This window comes from Pseudomonas kitaguniensis (assembly GCF_049199985.1).
GTDB classification, from domain to species: Bacteria; Pseudomonadota; Gammaproteobacteria; order Pseudomonadales; family Pseudomonadaceae; genus Aquipseudomonas; species Aquipseudomonas kitaguniensis.
Genome location: NZ_JBLZPT010000001.1, coordinates 395907 through 412044, shown reverse-complemented (window position 1 = coordinate 412044; position 16138 = coordinate 395907). Strand labels below are relative to the sequence as shown.

13 protein-coding genes are annotated in these 16138 nt (G+C 59.0%); 8 read left to right on the top strand and 5 right to left on the bottom strand.

Translation table 11 applies throughout. From position 1 onward, the window contains the following. Window positions 1-173: 173 nt before the first annotated feature. Both ACOZK9_RS02035 and ACOZK9_RS02030 read right to left on the bottom strand, forming a co-directional pair. A complete protein-coding gene (locus ACOZK9_RS02035; protein ID WP_152748549.1) occupies window positions 174-2399 on the bottom strand; it encodes an NADP-dependent isocitrate dehydrogenase in 2226 nt (741 codons plus the stop codon). A 564-nt stretch (window positions 2400-2963) separates the two neighbouring features. After that, the gene (locus tag ACOZK9_RS02030; RefSeq protein WP_058415492.1) at window positions 2964-3254 is read right to left on the bottom strand and encodes a cold shock domain-containing protein; all 291 of its coding nucleotides are present in this window, start codon (window positions 3252-3254) and stop codon (window positions 2964-2966) included. Window positions 3255-3479: 225 nt separating this feature from the next. Here ACOZK9_RS02030 and clpS point away from each other — a divergent pair, with 225 nt between their 5' ends. Beyond that, a complete protein-coding gene (gene clpS, locus ACOZK9_RS02025) occupies window positions 3480-3848 on the top strand; it encodes an ATP-dependent Clp protease adapter ClpS (RefSeq protein ID WP_053256829.1) in 369 nt (122 codons plus the stop codon). 29 nt (window positions 3849-3877) lie between these two features. Further along, window positions 3878-6148 carry an ATP-dependent Clp protease ATP-binding subunit ClpA gene (gene clpA / locus ACOZK9_RS02020; protein WP_058415491.1) on the top strand — a complete coding sequence of 757 codons (2271 nt, stop codon included), beginning with the start codon at window positions 3878-3880 and terminating at the stop codon, window positions 6146-6148. Window positions 6149-6316: 168 nt separating this feature from the next. On the opposite strand, the gene infA is transcribed toward clpA, so the two are convergent. The 3 genes from infA to aat form a co-directional block, all read right to left on the bottom strand. After that, window positions 6317-6535 (bottom strand): translation initiation factor IF-1, encoded by a 219-nt coding sequence (gene infA / locus ACOZK9_RS02015; RefSeq protein WP_002553999.1) that lies wholly within the window; start codon window positions 6533-6535, stop codon window positions 6317-6319. A gap of 100 nt (window positions 6536-6635) precedes the next feature. Continuing rightward, complete coding sequence (locus ACOZK9_RS02010; RefSeq protein WP_058415593.1) at window positions 6636-7343, bottom strand: arginyltransferase; 708 nt, start codon at window positions 7341-7343, stop codon at window positions 6636-6638. A 55-nt stretch (window positions 7344-7398) separates the two neighbouring features. Continuing rightward, complete coding sequence (aat, locus tag ACOZK9_RS02005; RefSeq protein WP_152748551.1) at window positions 7399-8079, bottom strand: leucyl/phenylalanyl-tRNA--protein transferase; 681 nt, start codon at window positions 8077-8079, stop codon at window positions 7399-7401. A 501-nt stretch (window positions 8080-8580) separates the two neighbouring features. Between aat and ACOZK9_RS02000 the strand changes: the two genes are divergently transcribed. From ACOZK9_RS02000 to cysG, 6 genes are read left to right on the top strand one after another with little or no spacing between them, the layout of a single operon-like run. Beyond that, window positions 8581-10986 (top strand): DNA translocase FtsK, encoded by a 2406-nt coding sequence (locus tag ACOZK9_RS02000; protein ID WP_152746686.1) that lies wholly within the window; start codon window positions 8581-8583, stop codon window positions 10984-10986. Window positions 10987-11040: 54 nt separating this feature from the next. Further along, the gene (gene lolA, locus ACOZK9_RS01995) at window positions 11041-11664 is read left to right on the top strand and encodes an outer membrane lipoprotein periplasmic chaperone LolA (RefSeq protein ID WP_058415488.1); all 624 of its coding nucleotides are present in this window, start codon (window positions 11041-11043) and stop codon (window positions 11662-11664) included. Window positions 11665-11691: 27 nt separating this feature from the next. After that, window positions 11692-13014 (top strand): replication-associated recombination protein A, encoded by a 1323-nt coding sequence (locus tag ACOZK9_RS01990; RefSeq protein ID WP_058415487.1) that lies wholly within the window; start codon window positions 11692-11694, stop codon window positions 13012-13014. Beyond that, entirely contained in the window at window positions 13014-13388 is a 375-nt protein-coding gene (gene crcB / locus ACOZK9_RS01985) for a fluoride efflux transporter CrcB (RefSeq protein WP_003232122.1), read from the top strand. Before ACOZK9_RS01990 ends, crcB begins: the two co-directional genes overlap by 1 nt. Window positions 13389-13404: 16 nt before the next feature. Further along, window positions 13405-14685 (top strand): serine--tRNA ligase, encoded by a 1281-nt coding sequence (serS, locus tag ACOZK9_RS01980; protein ID WP_058415486.1) that lies wholly within the window; start codon window positions 13405-13407, stop codon window positions 14683-14685. Then, a complete protein-coding gene (gene cysG / locus ACOZK9_RS01975) occupies window positions 14686-16080 on the top strand; it encodes a siroheme synthase CysG (RefSeq protein WP_421555172.1) in 1395 nt (464 codons plus the stop codon). Window positions 16081-16138 lie beyond the last annotated feature (58 nt).

The following is a 16138-nucleotide window of genomic DNA, read 5'->3' as shown; positions in this document are numbered from 1 at the left end:
GTGGGGTTTTTTTTTTTTTTTTTTTTTTTTTTTTTTTTTTTTCCCCCCCCCCCCCCCCCCCCCCCCCCCCCCCCCCCCCTCCCACAGTTGATTGGGTTTATCCAATGGTGACTTGGTTGGCAGAAACACAAACCCCGGCACATGGCCGGGGTTTGTGGTGTCGCCTTACAACCTTACTTCAACTTGGCAATCGCCGCGTTAAGCGTATTGCTTGGGCGCATGGCCTTGCTGGTCAGCTCTGGATTCGGTGCGTAGTAGCCACCGATGTCGACTGGCTTGCCTTGTACCGCGTTCAGCTCGGCAACGATGGTTGCCTCGTTGGCGGCCAGGGTTTTGGCCAGCTCGCCAAACTGCGCTTGCAGTGCAGTGTCTTCGGTCTGGGCGGCCAGGGCTTGTGCCCAGTACAGCGCCAGATAGAAGTGGCTGCCGCGGTTGTCGATGTTGCCGACTTTGCGCGATGGCGACTTGTTGTTGTCGAGGAACTGGCCGGTGGCCTGGTCCAGGGTCTTGGACAGCACCAGGGCTTTGGGGTTGTTGTACGTCACACCCAAATGCTCAAGGGAGGCAGCCAGGGCCAGGAACTCGCCAAGCGAATCCCAGCGCAGGAAGTTCTCTTCCACCAGTTGCTGCACGTGTTTCGGTGCCGAACCGCCAGCGCCGGTTTCGAACAGGCCGCCACCGTTCATCAGCGGCACGATCGACAGCATCTTGGCGCTGGTGCCCAGTTCCATGATCGGGAACAGGTCGGTCAGGTAGTCGCGCAGCACGTTACCAGTCACCGAGATAGTGTCCAGGCCCTTGCGGGTACGCTCCAGGGTGAACTTCATCGCGTCGACCGGCGACATGATGCGGATGTCCAGGCCTTCGGTGTTGTGGTCTTTCAGGTAAGCCTGAACTTTCTTGACCATAACGGCGTCGTGAGCGCGCTCTGGGTCCAGCCAGAAAATCGCCGGGGTGTTGCTGGCGCGGGCACGGTTGACGGCCAGTTTGACCCAGTCCTGGATCGGCGCGTCTTTGGTCTGGCACATGCGGAAGATGTCGCCGGGTTCGACGGTTTGTTCCATCAGCAGGTTGCCCTTGCTGTCGGTGACGCGCACTACGCCGTCAGCCTTGATCTGGAAGGTCTTGTCGTGAGAACCGTATTCTTCGGCTTTTTGTGCCATCAAGCCAACGTTTGGCACGCTGCCCATGGTGGTTGGGTCGAACGCGCCATTGGCCTTGCAGTCTTCGATGACGGCTTGGTAGATGGTTGCGTAGCAGCGATCCGGGATCACCGCCTTGGTGTCGTGCAGTTGGCCGTCGGTGCCCCACATTTTGCCGGAGTCACGGATCATGGCCGGCATCGAGGCGTCGACGATAACGTCGCTCGGCACGTGCAGGTTGGTGATGCCTTTGTCGGAGTTGACCATCGCAAGCGAAGGGCGAGCGGCGTAGACCGCCTGAATATCGGCTTCGATCTGCGCTTGTTGCTCGGCCGGCAGGGCTTTGATGCGAGCGTACAGGTCGCCGATGCCGTTGTTCAGGTTAAAGCCGATCTGCGCAAGCAACGGGGCGTGCTTGGCCAGGGCGTCTTTGTAGAACTCGGCAACGATCTGGCCGAACATGATCGGGTCGGAGACCTTCATCATGGTGGCTTTCAGGTGAACCGAGAGCAGCACGCCTTGTTTTTTGGCGTCGTCGATTTCAGCGGCGATGAAGCTGCGCAGGGCTTTTTTGCTCAGCACGGCGGTGTCGATGATTTCGCTGGCCAGTACCGAGGTCTTTTCTTTCAGGACGGTCGCGGTGCCGTCTTGAGCGATAAGCTCGATTTTGACAGCATCAGCGGCTTCGATCTGCACTGATTTTTCGCTGCCGTAGAAGTCGCCGTTGCTCATGTGAGCGATGTGCGACTTGGAGTCGGCTGCCCACGCGCCCATTTTGTGCGGGTGCTTGCGTGCGTAGTTTTTGACCGACAGCGGTGCGCGGCGGTCGGAGTTGCCTTCGCGCAGTACCGGGTTCACGGCGCTGCCCTTGACCTTGTCGTAACGTGCACGGGTTTCTTTTTCCGCGTCGGTGGTTACGGTCTCCGGGTAGTCCGGCAGGGCGTAGCCCTGGGCCTGCAGTTCCTTGACCGCAGCTTGCAGCTGAGGAGTCGAGGCGCTGATGTTAGGCAGCTTGATGATGTTGGCTTCAGGCGTAACGGCCAGGGCGCCCAGTTCGGCGAGGTGGTCCGCAACGGCTTTGGCGCCCAGTTGCTCGGGGAAGCTTGCGAGGATGCGCGCGGCGAGGGAAATGTCGCGGGTTTCCACGGCAATATCAGCGGAAGCGGTGAAAGCCTCTACGATAGGCAGCAGTGAATAGGTGGCGAGGGCCGGGGCTTCGTCAGTGAAGGTATAGATGATCTTCGAGCGGGTGGGCATATTCGGATTAACTCTCTTCTTTGCTGAAAGCGTGCGCAGAAACTCGAGATGCGCCGGGTGGAGCGCGTTCGTTCAAAGCATCCATGAGCGAAATGTCGAGGTTTCTTCGCGATGATGTTGGGTTGCATCAGTCGAGCGTCAAGCGGGTGAGCTACTTTAATAGTCCTGCTTTCTAGCTGAAGGCCACTGTCTAGAGCGGTCAGCTGTCGTGACTCTTGGGTCAGCGCCAGCATTATACATAGGTCAATGTGCCTACGCCGAGCCTTCATACAAAAGGAGCGTCGTCCATTGGTCTAAAGGTCGCAGGTGTGCGGCTGCACTCCGTTTTGCACGGGGTGCCCAGGATGAGCGATTTTGCGTTGATTTTCTGGCTTCAAACAACTGAATCGGCTGTTTTCGATGCAAGTTGACGTGGCATGAGGGTGTCGGTCGCCACGTGGGTGCGCTCTTGTTTCGGTAATGCGCAGATTTCGCACCTGTAGAAGGCGTGGCCAGAAAAAAACCGGCCAGCTCAGGTAAAGTGAGCTGGCCGGTTTTTCGGGGGGCTGCAGGCTCTGCTGCGAATCAAGCCATTGTTAATGTGCCTTCTTCATGTTCATGCGTGCATTGGGTTGCGAGCTTTTCCAGTGTGAGCATTTTCGCCGTCCCAATGTTGACCGCATGCAGCCCTTTCGGTCCCTGAATGGTTTCAAAGCTCACCGATTGGCCGGCTTTGAGCGTCTTGTATCCTTCCATGGTAATCGCTGAGTAATGCGCAAAAAGATCTTCGTCGGGTTTGCCCTCGGCATTAATGAACCCGTAGCCCTTGGCATTGTTGAACCATTTCACCTTGCCATTGATCTTGACGCCAGACATAACCATATCCCTCTGCACCAGACTCCATCACTGGAGTATCATCCAGTTTATCCGTCCTAACCCGAATAAATTAAGGTTGACTGCGCGGACCTTTTTTACCCACTGTGGGTTCTATTGGTTGTAACACTGATTCGCCGATAGTCAAGGCGACCAGTCAGTCAGAGTTGAAATTCTGACAGGTCGCCCCCACCACTGTATTTGAACCACTGACGAAACTTTCTTTCCATGCATGCAATCAGCCAGATTCGACTAACATTCAATCAGGATCGCCCGGATCAAGAGCACGATGACGACGGTTCTGCAGGCATTGCTGTTCAGGAGGCGAAGCCTGCCTTACAGGCGCCGCCGATGTACAAGGTGGTTTTGTTCAATGATGACTACACACCGATGGATTTCGTCGTCGAAGTGCTCGAGGTGTTTTTTAACCTGAACCGCGAGTTGGCGACCAAGGTAATGCTGGCCGTTCACACAGAAGGACGGGCAGTATGTGGAGTGTTTACCCGCGACATCGCCGAGACAAAGGCCATGCAGGTTAACCAGTACGCCAGGGAAAGCCAGCATCCGCTACTCTGTGAAATCGAGAAGGACGGTTAACGCCGACCACTTGGGTATGAGGTGAAGCTATGTTAAACCGCGAGCTCGAAGTCACCCTCAATCTTGCCTTCAAGGAGGCTCGTTCGAAGCGTCATGAATTCATGACCGTCGAACACCTGCTGCTGGCACTTTTGGATAACGAAGCTGCCGCCACCGTTTTGCGTGCGTGTGGCGCCAACCTCGACAAACTCAAGCATGACCTGCAGGAGTTTATCGACTCCACCACGCCATTGATCCCCGTGCATGACGAGGACCGCGAAACTCAGCCAACGCTGGGCTTCCAGCGGGTGTTGCAGCGTGCTGTGTTCCATGTACAGAGCTCCGGTAAGCGTGAAGTCACAGGCGCCAACGTGCTTGTGGCGATTTTCAGCGAACAGGAAAGCCAGGCAGTGTTCTTGCTGAAACAGCAGAGCGTTGCGCGCATTGATGTGGTCAACTACATCGCCCACGGTATCTCCAAGGTGCCTGGGCACGGCGATCATTCCGAGGGTGAGCAAGAAATGCAGGACGACGAGGGCGGTGAGTCTTCTTCTTCGGGCAACCCACTGGATGCTTATGCCAGCAACCTTAACGAGTTGGCACGCCAGGGCCGGATTGATCCGTTGGTTGGGCGTGAGCTTGAGGTTGAGCGCGTGGCGCAGATCCTCGCGCGTCGTCGCAAAAACAACCCGCTGTTGGTGGGCGAAGCGGGTGTGGGTAAAACCGCGATCGCCGAAGGCTTGGCCAAGCGCATCGTCGATAACCAGGTGCCTGACCTGCTGGCCAACAGTGTCGTCTACTCGCTGGACCTTGGCGCATTGCTCGCAGGCACCAAGTACCGTGGCGATTTCGAGAAACGCTTCAAGGCGTTGCTCGGCGAACTGAAAAAACGCCCGCAAGCGATTCTGTTTATCGATGAAATCCACACCATTATTGGTGCTGGCGCGGCGTCCGGTGGGGTGATGGATGCGTCCAACCTGCTTAAGCCGTTGCTGTCGTCGGGTGATATTCGCTGCATCGGCTCGACCACGTTCCAGGAATTTCGCGGGATCTTCGAGAAAGACCGTGCTTTGGCGCGCCGCTTCCAGAAAGTCGACGTGTCCGAGCCTTCGGTTGAAGACACTATCGGCATCCTGCGTGGGCTCAAGGGGCGCTTTGAGGCGCACCATGGCATCGAATACACCGATGAAGCCTTGCGTGCTGCAGCAGAGCTGGCATCGCGCTATATCAATGATCGGCACATGCCGGACAAGGCGATTGACGTGATCGACGAAGCGGGTGCCTACCAGCGCCTGCAGCCGGTCGAGAAGCGTGTGAAGCGCATCGACGTGCCTCAGGTCGAGGACATCGTGGCGAAGATCGCGCGTATTCCGCCAAAACACGTCAACACCTCCGACCGGGAGCTGCTGCGCAACCTGGAGCGTGACCTCAAGCTGACCGTGTTTGGTCAGGATGCGGCCATCGACTCGCTGTCCACCGCGATCAAGTTGTCGCGTGCGGGCCTCAAGTCGCCAGACAAGCCGGTCGGTTCGTTCCTGTTCGCAGGCCCGACCGGCGTCGGCAAAACCGAGGCGGCGCGGCAGTTGGCCAAAGCCATGGGCATTGAGCTGGTGCGTTTCGACATGTCCGAATACATGGAGCGCCACACCGTGTCGCGCCTTATCGGTGCGCCTCCGGGCTATGTAGGGTTCGACCAGGGCGGCCTGCTGACTGAAGCGATTACCAAGCAGCCGCATTGCGTGTTGCTGCTCGATGAAATCGAGAAGGCCCACCCGGAAGTCTTCAACCTGCTGCTGCAGGTTATGGACCACGGCACCCTGACCGACAACAACGGGCGCAAAGCGGACTTCCGCAACGTGATCGTGATCATGACCACCAACGCCGGTGCCGAAACGGCCGCGCGGGCTTCTATCGGCTTTACGCATCAGGATCACTCCTCGGATGCGATGGAAGTGATCAAGAAGAGCTTCACGCCGGAGTTCCGCAACCGCCTTGACACCATTATCCAGTTTGGTCGCCTCAGCCATGAGGTCATCAAAAGTGTGGTGGACAAGTTCCTTACCGAGCTTCAAGCGCAGTTGGAAGACAAGCGCGTTCAGTTGGAAGTGACGGATGCGGCGCGCAATTGGCTGGCAGAGGGTGGCTACGACGCGGCAATGGGCGCTCGCCCAATGGCACGTCTGATCCAGGACAAGATCAAACGGCCGCTGGCCGAAGAGATCCTGTTTGGCGAACTGGCCGACCATGGTGGCGTGGTGCATATCGACCTGAAGGACGGCGAGCTGACCTTCGAGTTCGAAACCACGGCCGAAATGGCCTGACCGACAGCAGCACAAAAAGCAAAGGCGCCGAAAGGCGCCTTTTTGCTGTCTGCAAATGCAATTGTCAGAACAATGAAGAGCCAGCGTGGGAGCAAGCTCCCCCGGTGTTTGCTAAAGCCTATGCACACAAAAACGCCCGGCATAACCGGGCGTTTTGTATTGACTTGATTAACGAGCGCGGTAAGTGATGCGCCCTTTGCTCAAGTCATAGGGCGTCAGCTCGACGCGCACTTTGTCGCCGGTAAGAATACGAATGTAGTTCTTGCGCATCTTGCCGGAGATATGCGCGGTTACGACGTGCCCATTTTCCAACTCCACACGAAACATGGTGTTGGGCAGGGTGTCGACGACAGTGCCTTCCATTTCGAAGCTGTCTTCTTTCGACATGCAGTAAAGCCCTCGGTATCCAGTGAATGGCCCGGTGCAACTGCGCCAGGCAAAAGCGGCGTGCATTGTGCCCGAAAAAGGGTGTTTAAGCCAAGGGGTTCTAGTTAAGCGTGACCCATCTTTGATTAATCAGCAGTTCTATGGGCCGATATTGGGTCTTGTAATTCATTTTTTTGCAGTTTTTGATCCAGTATCCGAGGTACACCGCCTCAAGTTCCAGGCGCAGGGCTTCGCCGATTTGCCAGAGGATCGCGTAGCGCCCCAGGCTGCGGCGTTCCTCAGCCGGCTCATAGAAGGTGTAGACCGCCGAGAGGCCGTTAGGCAGCAAATCGGTCACGGCGACCGCCAGCAGGCGCCCCTCCAGGCGAAATTCATAAAAGCGCGAGAAAGGCAGGTCACGTACCAGGAACGTCGAAAACTGTTCGCGGCTGGGCGGGAACATATCGCCGTCGGCGTGGCGTTGTTCGATGTAGCGTTGGTATAGGTCGAAATATTCTTCGCTGAAGTCCGGCTTGGTTTCGGTGACCGTGAGGTCGGCATTGCGCTTGAGGATGCGCTTTTGGTTGCGGTCCGGCAAAAATTGCGCGACAGGCAGGCGTGCCGGCACGCAGGCATTGCAGTTCTGGCAGTGCGGCCGGTACAGGTGATCACCGCTGCGCCTGAAGCCCATCTCCGAAAGGTCGGCGTACACGTGCACGTCCATCGGCTGGCTGGGATCGAGGAACAGCGTGGTGGCCTGCTCGTCGGGCAAATAGCTGCAGGAGTGGGCTTGAGTGGCATAAAACTTCAAGCGCGCCAGCTCGGTCATGATCAACCCTCGGAATAACCTTTGAATAAGTGTAAGCCAGGTGCGCGCAAGTCGCTTAAGAAACCCACGGCCCAGCGTTGGGTTGATCCAAATGGTTGCGCAGAAAGTCCGCGAACGTACTGCGTGGTATGGCGCGGGCGCCAAGGCTGTGCAGGTGGTCATTGGGCATTTGGCAGTCGATCAGCACAAAACCCCAGGCCTGCAATTGCCGGGTCAGTGTGGCAAAGCCGAATTTGGAGGCATTGTCGGCGCGGCTGAACATCGATTCACCAAAGAACAGTTGGCCCATCGCCAAACCATACAGGCCGCCGACCAGTTCGCCCTGGTCCCACACCTCCACGGAGTGCGCGTAGCCACGCTGGTGCAGTTTCAGGTAGGCGCTTTGGATGCTTTCGGTGATCCAGGTGCTGTCGGCATACGCGCGGGGCGCTGCGCAGGCCTGGATGACGGCGGCAAAATCCTGATCGAAGGTGACCGTATAACGCTGCTGGCGCAATAATTTGCCGAGGTTGCGCGATACATGCAGCTCGTCAGGGAATATCACCGTGCGTGGGTCTGGCGACCACCAGAGGATGGGCTGGCCTTCGGAGAACCACGGAAAGCAGCCATGTCGATAGGCCTGCACCAGGCGCTCGGCCGACAGGTCGCCACCCGCGGCAAGCAGGCCATTGGGTTCACGCATGGCCTTGGCCAGTGGCGGAAAAGTCAGGGAGTCGCGTTGTAACCAGGTCAGCATGGCATCCAGGCTTATGGAAGGGGAGGGGAGTGGCAGGTTATAGCGCCCGTCGCTTGAGTGTTGATTATTGTCGACGCTGCAGTGTGAGGCCACCCCGAATCGGGTATCCACGCGGATTAGCGTTAGCGGGTGTTTCTGCAACTCTATGCCTGAGGCGCGGTCGTAATCGGGTCTGGCGCATGCAGGCCATTGGCCAAGCTTGCCTGGATTGCTAAAAACAGCTCATAAGTCTTTGTCAGCAAAGGCAATGCATGCTCAAATTGAACATGCCGTGACACTTCAATTGTCTATGCTGCTGGGGAAGGGCAAGTGCGTGGCATACCGCACGCAAACCCGTACAATGCGGCCATTGTGGCGTTATCGCCATTCCACCCATTCATCACCCAGTGTTAAACGTAGGTTCACCGACGTTCGTTCATTTTTCAACTGCTTGGATTGAGCAGTATTTTGCAGTCATTCAATAATAGATGGACGCGCTAAAGGCGCAGGAAAAGACCCGTTTTGAAGAAATCCGCCGCAACACCTAAAGCAGCAGTCGTTCCGGCCTGGCGCCAGCACCTGCACTATCGACTCAAGGAAGGTGCGCTGATTGCCATCGGCGCCCTGTGCCTGTTTCTGATGATGGCCTTGCTCACGTATGGCAAGGACGATCCGGGCTGGAGCCATAACAGCAAGATCGAAGACGTGCAGAACTTCGGCGGCCCAGCCGGTTCCTACAGCGCCGACATCCTGTTTATGGTGCTGGGTTACTTCGCTTACATCTTCCCGTTGCTGCTGGCGATCAAGACCTGGCAGATCTTCCGCCAGCGGCATGAGCCGTGGCAGTGGAGCGGCTGGTTGTTTTCGTGGCGCCTGATCGGCCTGGTGTTCCTGGTGCTGTCCGGTGCTGCTCTGGCGCACATTCATTTTCATGCACCCACCGGCCTGCCGGCGGGCGCGGGCGGGGCGCTGGGCGAAAGCCTTGGCGATTTGGCGCGCAAGAGCCTGAACATCCAGGGCAGCACCTTGATGTTTATCGCGCTGTTCCTGTTCGGCCTCACCGTGTTCACCGATTTGTCGTGGTTCAAGGTGATGGACGTGACCGGCAAGATCACCCTCGACCTGTTGGAGCTGTTCCAGGGCGCCGCCAACCGTTGGTGGTCGGCCCGCGTCGATCGCAAGCGCATGGTCGCGCAGCTGCGTGAGGTGGACACTCGCGTCAACGAGGTAGTGGCCCCGAGCACGCCGGACCGGCGCGAGCAGGCCAAGGTCAAGGAACGCCTGATCGAGCGCGAACAGGCGCTGAGCAAGCACATGTCGGACCGCGAGAAGCAGGTGCCGCCGGTGATCGCCCCGGCGCCGCCCAAAGCCCCCGAGCCAAGCCACCGCGTGCAGAAAGAGAAACAGGCACCGTTGTTTGTCGACAGCGCCGTGGAAGGCACCTTGCCGCCGATCTCGATTCTTGACCCTGCGGAAAAGAAACAGCTCAACTATTCGCCGGAGTCCCTGGCGGCCGTCGGCCACCTGCTCGAAATCAAACTCAAGGAATTCGGCGTTGAAGTCACGGTGGATTCGATCCACCCCGGCCCGGTGATTACCCGTTACGAGATCCAGCCTGCTGCCGGGGTAAAAGTCAGCCGTATTTCCAACCTGGCCAAAGACCTGGCGCGCTCCCTGGCGGTGACCAGCGTGCGCGTGGTCGAAGTGATCCCCGGCAAGACCACCGTGGGTATCGAGATTCCCAACGAAGACCGCCAGATCGTGCGCTTCTCCGAGGTGCTCTCGACGCCCGAATACGACAACTTCAAATCGCCGGTTACCTTGGCCCTCGGCCACGACATCGGCGGCAAGCCGGTCATCACTGACCTGGCGAAGATGCCGCACCTGTTGGTTGCCGGTACTACCGGTTCCGGTAAGTCGGTGGGTGTGAACGCGATGATCCTGTCGATTCTGTTCAAGTCTGGCCCGGAAGACGCCAAGCTGATCATGATCGACCCGAAGATGCTTGAATTGTCGATCTACGAAGGCATTCCGCACTTACTGTGCCCGGTCGTGACCGACATGAAGGACGCCGCCAACGCCCTGCGCTGGAGCGTTGCCGAGATGGAGCGCCGCTACAAGCTGATGGCGAAAATGGGCGTGCGCAACCTGCAAGGCTTCAACGCCAAGGTCAAGGAAGCGCAGGACGCCGGCACGCCGCTGGCCGACCCGCTGTACAAGCGCGAAAGCATTCACGACGAAGCGCCGCTGCTGACCAAGCTGCCGACCATCGTGGTGGTGGTCGACGAATTTGCCGACATGATGATGATCGTCGGCAAGAAAGTTGAAGAGCTGATCGCGCGTATCGCCCAGAAGGCACGTGCCGCCGGCATCCACTTGATCCTGGCCACCCAGCGCCCGTCGGTGGACGTGATCACCGGTTTGATCAAGGCCAACATCCCGACGCGCATGGCGTTCCAGGTGTCGAGCAAGATCGACTCGCGAACCATCATCGACCAGGGTGGCGCCGAGCAACTGCTGGGCCATGGTGACATGCTCTACATGCCGCCCGGCACCAGCTTGCCGATCCGTGTTCACGGCGCCTTTGTGTCCGATGACGAAGTACACCGTGTGGTCGAAGCCTGGAAACTGCGTGGCGCGCCGGAATACAACGACGACATCCTGGCCGGTGTCGAAGAAGCCGGCAGCGGCTTCGACGGCGGCAGCAGCAGTGATGACGATGCCGAAACCGATGCGCTGTACGACGAAGCCGTGGCGTTCGTGCTCGAAAGCCGTCGCGCCTCGATTTCTGCGGTGCAGCGCAAACTGAAAATCGGCTACAACCGCGCCGCTCGCATGATCGAATCCATGGAAAACGCTGGCGTGGTGACCGCAATGAACACCAACGGCTCGCGCGAAGTCATCGCCCCCGGGCAGATGCGCGACTGATCACGTGCCGCGTGGCAACACGCGGCACGCCCTAACGACTCAATGAGGACTCCCATGCGTCTTATCCGGATGCTGTTGTTGCCGGTACTGGCCCTGACCGCTGTTTCGGCGCACGCCGACCCTGCCTCCGTGGCCAGCCTGACCAACCTCTTGGACAAATCCAAGACCCTGACTGCGCGCTTTACCCAGATGACCCTGGATGGCGGCGGCACTCAGTTGCAGCAAACTGCCGGTGAAATGGCCGTGCAGCGCCCTGGCCTGTTTTTCTGGAAAACCGACGCGCCGAACGAGCAAACTATCGTTTCCGACGGCCAAAAGGTCACCCTGTGGGACCCGGACCTGGAACAGGCGACCATCAAGAAGCTCGACCCGCGCTTGAACCAGACCCCGGCGCTGCTGCTGTCGGGCGACGTGTCAAAAATCAGCGACAGCTTTGATATTACGTCCAAGCAAACCAGCAACGTGATTGAGTTTGTCCTCAAGCCGAAATCCAAGGACACGCTGTTTGACAGCCTGCAACTGTCGTTCGGTAACGGCGTAATCAACAACATGCGCCTGATCGACAGCGTCGGCCAGCGCACCGATATTCTGTTCTCCGGCGTCCAGGCCAACGGTGTCGTCGATGCATCCAAGTTCAAGTTTGTCATCCCCAAGGGTGCCGACGTGATCCAGGAATAACCCGCTTAGAGGTTTCAAACGCTGCCCATGGATTTGTTTCGAAGTGACCCGATTGCTCAACCCCTGGCCGCGCGCTTGCGTTCGACCAACCTGGATGAGTACGTCGGGCAAGAACACCTGCTTGCGCGCGGCAAGCCGTTGCGCGAAGCGCTGGAGCAGGGTGCGCTGCATTCGATGATTTTCTGGGGGCCGCCGGGCGTGGGTAAAACCACCCTGGCGCGGCTCTTGGCAAAAGTTTCGGATGCGCACTTTGAAACAGTCTCGGCGGTGTTGGCCGGGGTCAAAGAGATTCGCCAGGCAGTGGAAGTGGCCAAGCAGCAGGCCGGGCAATACGGCAAACGCACGATTCTGTTCGTCGACGAAGTGCACCGTTTCAACAAGTCGCAGCAGGATGCGTTTTTGCCGTATGTCGAAGACGGCACGCTGATTTTTATCGGCGCCACCACCGAAAACCCCTCGTTCGAACTGAATAACGCCTTGCTGTCGCGCGCGCGGGTGTATGTACTCAAAAGCCTCGACGAGGCCGCGATGCGCAAGCTGTTGCAGCGCGCCCTGAGCGAAGACAAAGGCTTGGGCAAGCGCCAACTGAGTCTCGGCGACGAAGGTTTCAACATTCTGCTGAGCGCCGCCGATGGCGACGGGCGGCGCTTTCTCAACCTGTTGGAGAACGCCTCCGACCTTGCCGAAGACAACAGCGAGATCGGCGTCGACCTCCTGCAAAGCCTGCTCGGCGACACGCGGCGTCGTTTCGACAAGGGCGGCGAAGCGTTTTACGACCAGATTTCCGCACTGCACAAGTCGGTGCGTGGCTCCAACCCCGACGGCGCGTTGTATTGGTTTGCGCGGATGATCGACGGCGGCTGCGACCCGCTGTACCTCGCGCGCCGCGTGGTGCGCATGGCCAGCGAAGACATCGGCAACGCCGACCCGCGTGCGCTGAGTTTGTGCCTGGCGGCGTGGGAAGTGCAGGAGCGCCTGGGCAGCCCGGAAGGCGAGTTGGCGGTGGCTCAGGCCATTACGTATTTGGCCTGCGCGCCCAAAAGCAACGCGGTGTACATGGGCTTCAAGTCTGCCCTGCGTGCCGCCGCCGAATACGGCTCGCTGGAAGTGCCGCTGCACCTGCGAAATGCGCCGACCAAGCTGATGAAACAACTCGGCTACGGTGATGAATACCGCTACGCGCATGATGAGCCGGACGCCTACGCGGCCGGTGAAGATTACTTCCCTGACGAGCTTGAGCCGCAACCGTTTTATCAGCCGGTGCCGCGTGGCCTGGAACTGAAGATCGGTGAAAAGCTCAGCCACCTCGCGCAACTTGATCGACTCAGCCCCAAACAGCGGAGAAAGTAGTGCTCAAGACGATTCTTGCCGTGTCCGCAGCCGGCATCGCTGGTACATTATTGCGTTTCGCCACCGGTACGTGGGTGAGCGCCAACTGGCCGAAGCATTTTTATGCGGCGACCCTGGCAGTCAACCTGGTGGGCTGCTTGATTATCGGGCTGTTATACGGCTGGTTCCTGTTGCGCCCGGAAGTGCCGATTGAGATTCGCGCCGGCTTGATTGTCGGCTTTGTAGGCGGTCTGACGACCTTTTCATCCTTTTCACTGGACACGCTGCGCTTGCTGGAAAGCGGGCAGGCCCTGGTAGCGTTCGGTTACCTGGGTATCAGCGTGTTCGGCGGGCTGCTCGCCACGTGGGCTGGCCTGTCCTTGACCAAACTTTGATAAACGAGAGACCGACATGCTCGATTCCAAACTGTTACGTAGCAACCTTCAGGACGTAGCGGACCGCCTCGCATCCCGTGGCTTTGCCTTGGATGTTGCGCGCATCGAAGCGCTGGAAGAACAGCGCAAGACCGTCCAGACCCGCACCGAAGCACTGCAGGCTGAGCGTAATGCGCGTTCCAAATCCATCGGTCAAGCCAAGCAGCGCGGTGAAGACATCGCGCCGTTGATGGCCGACGTCGAGCGGATGGGCACTGAGCTGTCCGACGGCAAAATCGAGCTGGATGGCATTCAGACCGAGCTGGATTCGATCCTGCTGGGCATTCCCAACCTGCCGCACGATTCCGTGCCGATTGGCGAAGACGAAGACGGCAACGTTGAAGTGCGCCGCTGGGGCACGCCGAAGACCTTTGATTTCGAGATCAAGGACCACGTTGCATTGGGCGAGCTGACCGGCGGCCTGGATTTTGAAACCGCTGCCAAAATGTCCGGCGCACGTTTTGCTTTGCTGCGTGGCCCAATCGCGCGCATGCACCGTGCACTCGCGCAGTTCATGATCAACCTGCACACCGCCGAGCACGGTTACGAAGAAGCCTACACCCCGTACTTGGTGCAGGCGCCGGCGCTGATGGGCACCAGCCAGTTGCCGAAATTCGAAGAAGACCTGTTCAAGATCAGCCGCGACGGCGAAGCCGACCTGTATTTGATTCCGACCGCCGAAGTGTCGCTGACCAATATCGTGTCTGGCGCAATTCTCGATGCCAAGCAACTGCCGCTGAAGTTCGTCGCCCACAGCCCGTGCTTTCGCAGTGAAGCCGGTGCCTCCGGTCGCGATACGCGTGGCATGATCCGCCAGCACCAGTTCGACAAGGTTGAGATGGTGCAAGTGGTTGAACCTTCGACGTCGATGGAAGCGCTGGAAGGCCTGACTGCCAATGCCGAGCGCGTGCTGCAACTGTTGGAGCTGCCATACCGCGTTCTGGCGCTGTGCACCGGCGACATGGGTTTCAGCGCCGTGAAAACCTACGACCTTGAAGTGTGGGTGCCGAGCCAGGACAAGTACCGCGAGATTTCGTCGTGCTCCAACTGCGGTGATTTCCAGGCCCGTCGCATGCAGGCGCGTTTCCGTAACCCGGAAACCGGCAAGCCCGAACTGGTGCACACCCTCAACGGTTCGGGCCTGGCCGTAGGCCGTACCTTGGTAGCCGTGCTGGAAAACTACCAGCAGGCTGACGGTTCGATCCGCGTACCTGAAGTGCTCAAGCCTTACATGGCGGGCGTTGAGGTCATCGGTTAAATGGAATTTCTGCCGCTGTTTCATAACCTGCGCGGCAGTCGTGTGTTGGTCGTCGGCGGTGGGGAAATTGCCTTGCGCAAATCCCGCCTGCTGGCCGACGCCGGTGCATTGCTGCAGGTGGTTGCGCCACAGATCGAAGACCAGTTACGTGAGCTGGTGCTGCGCAGTGGCGGGGAACTGTTTTTGCGCGGTTATCAGGAGGCCGACCTTGACGGTTGCACCCTGATCATCGCCGCAACCGATGACGAGCCGCTCAACGCGCAAGTGTCCAGTGATGCCAAGCGCCGTTGCGTTCCAGTCAACGTGGTGGATGCGCCAGCCTTGTGCAGCGTGATCTTCCCGGCGATTGTCGACCGTTCGCCGTTGGTGATTGCAGTGTCCAGCGGCGGCGATGCGCCGGTGCTGGCGCGCTTGATCCGCGCCAAACTGGAAACCTGGATTCCGTCCACCTACGGCCAACTGGCCGGCTTGGCGGCGCGTTTTCGTGCGCAGGTCAAAGCGTTGTACCCGGATGTGCAGCAGCGTCGTGCGTTTTGGGAAGAGGTTTTCCAGGGCCCGATTGCTGACCGCCAGTTGGCCGGGCAGGGCGCTGAAGCCGAGCGTCTGTTGATCGACAAGGTCAACGGTGCACCGCCACATGCACCGGGCGAGGTTTACCTGGTGGGCGCAGGCCCGGGGGATCCCGACCTGTTGACCTTTCGCGCCCTGCGCCTGATGCAGCAAGCCGACGTCGTGCTCTACGACCGCCTGGTAGCCCCGGCGATACTTGAGCTGTGCCGTCGCGACGCCGAGCGCGTGTATGTCGGCAAGCGTCGTGCTGAACACGCGGTGCCGCAGGACCAGATCAACCAGCAACTGGTGGACCTGGCCAAACAAGGCAAACGCGTGCTGCGCCTCAAGGGCGGCGACCCGTTTATCTTTGGCCGTGGTGGCGAGGAGATCGAAGAACTGGCGGCGCATGGCATCCCGTTCCAGGTGGTACCGGGGATTACCGCGGCCAGTGGTTGTGCGGCGTATGCCGGGATTCCGCTGACACATCGCGATTACGCGCAATCGGTACGTTTCATCACCGGGCATTTGAAGAACGGCACATCGGATCTGCCGTGGCGTGACCTCGTGGGACCGTCGCAGACCCTGGTGTTCTACATGGGCCTGATCGGCCTGCCGGTCATCTGCGAACAGCTGATCAAACATGGCCGTGCGCCAGACACGCCGGCGGCGTTGATCCAGCAAGGCACCACGTCCAACCAGCGTGTGTTTACCGGCACCCTGGCGGATTTGCCACGCATGGTCGCGGAGCATGAAGTGCATGCGCCAACACTGGTGATCGTCGGCGAAGTGGTGGCGTTGCGCGAAAAACTGAAATGGTTCGAAGGCGCCCAGTCTCAAGTCTGAGATTCACAAACACCTCCCACCTTGGAACGCATCCCAAGGTGGGAGGGGGCTTGCTCCC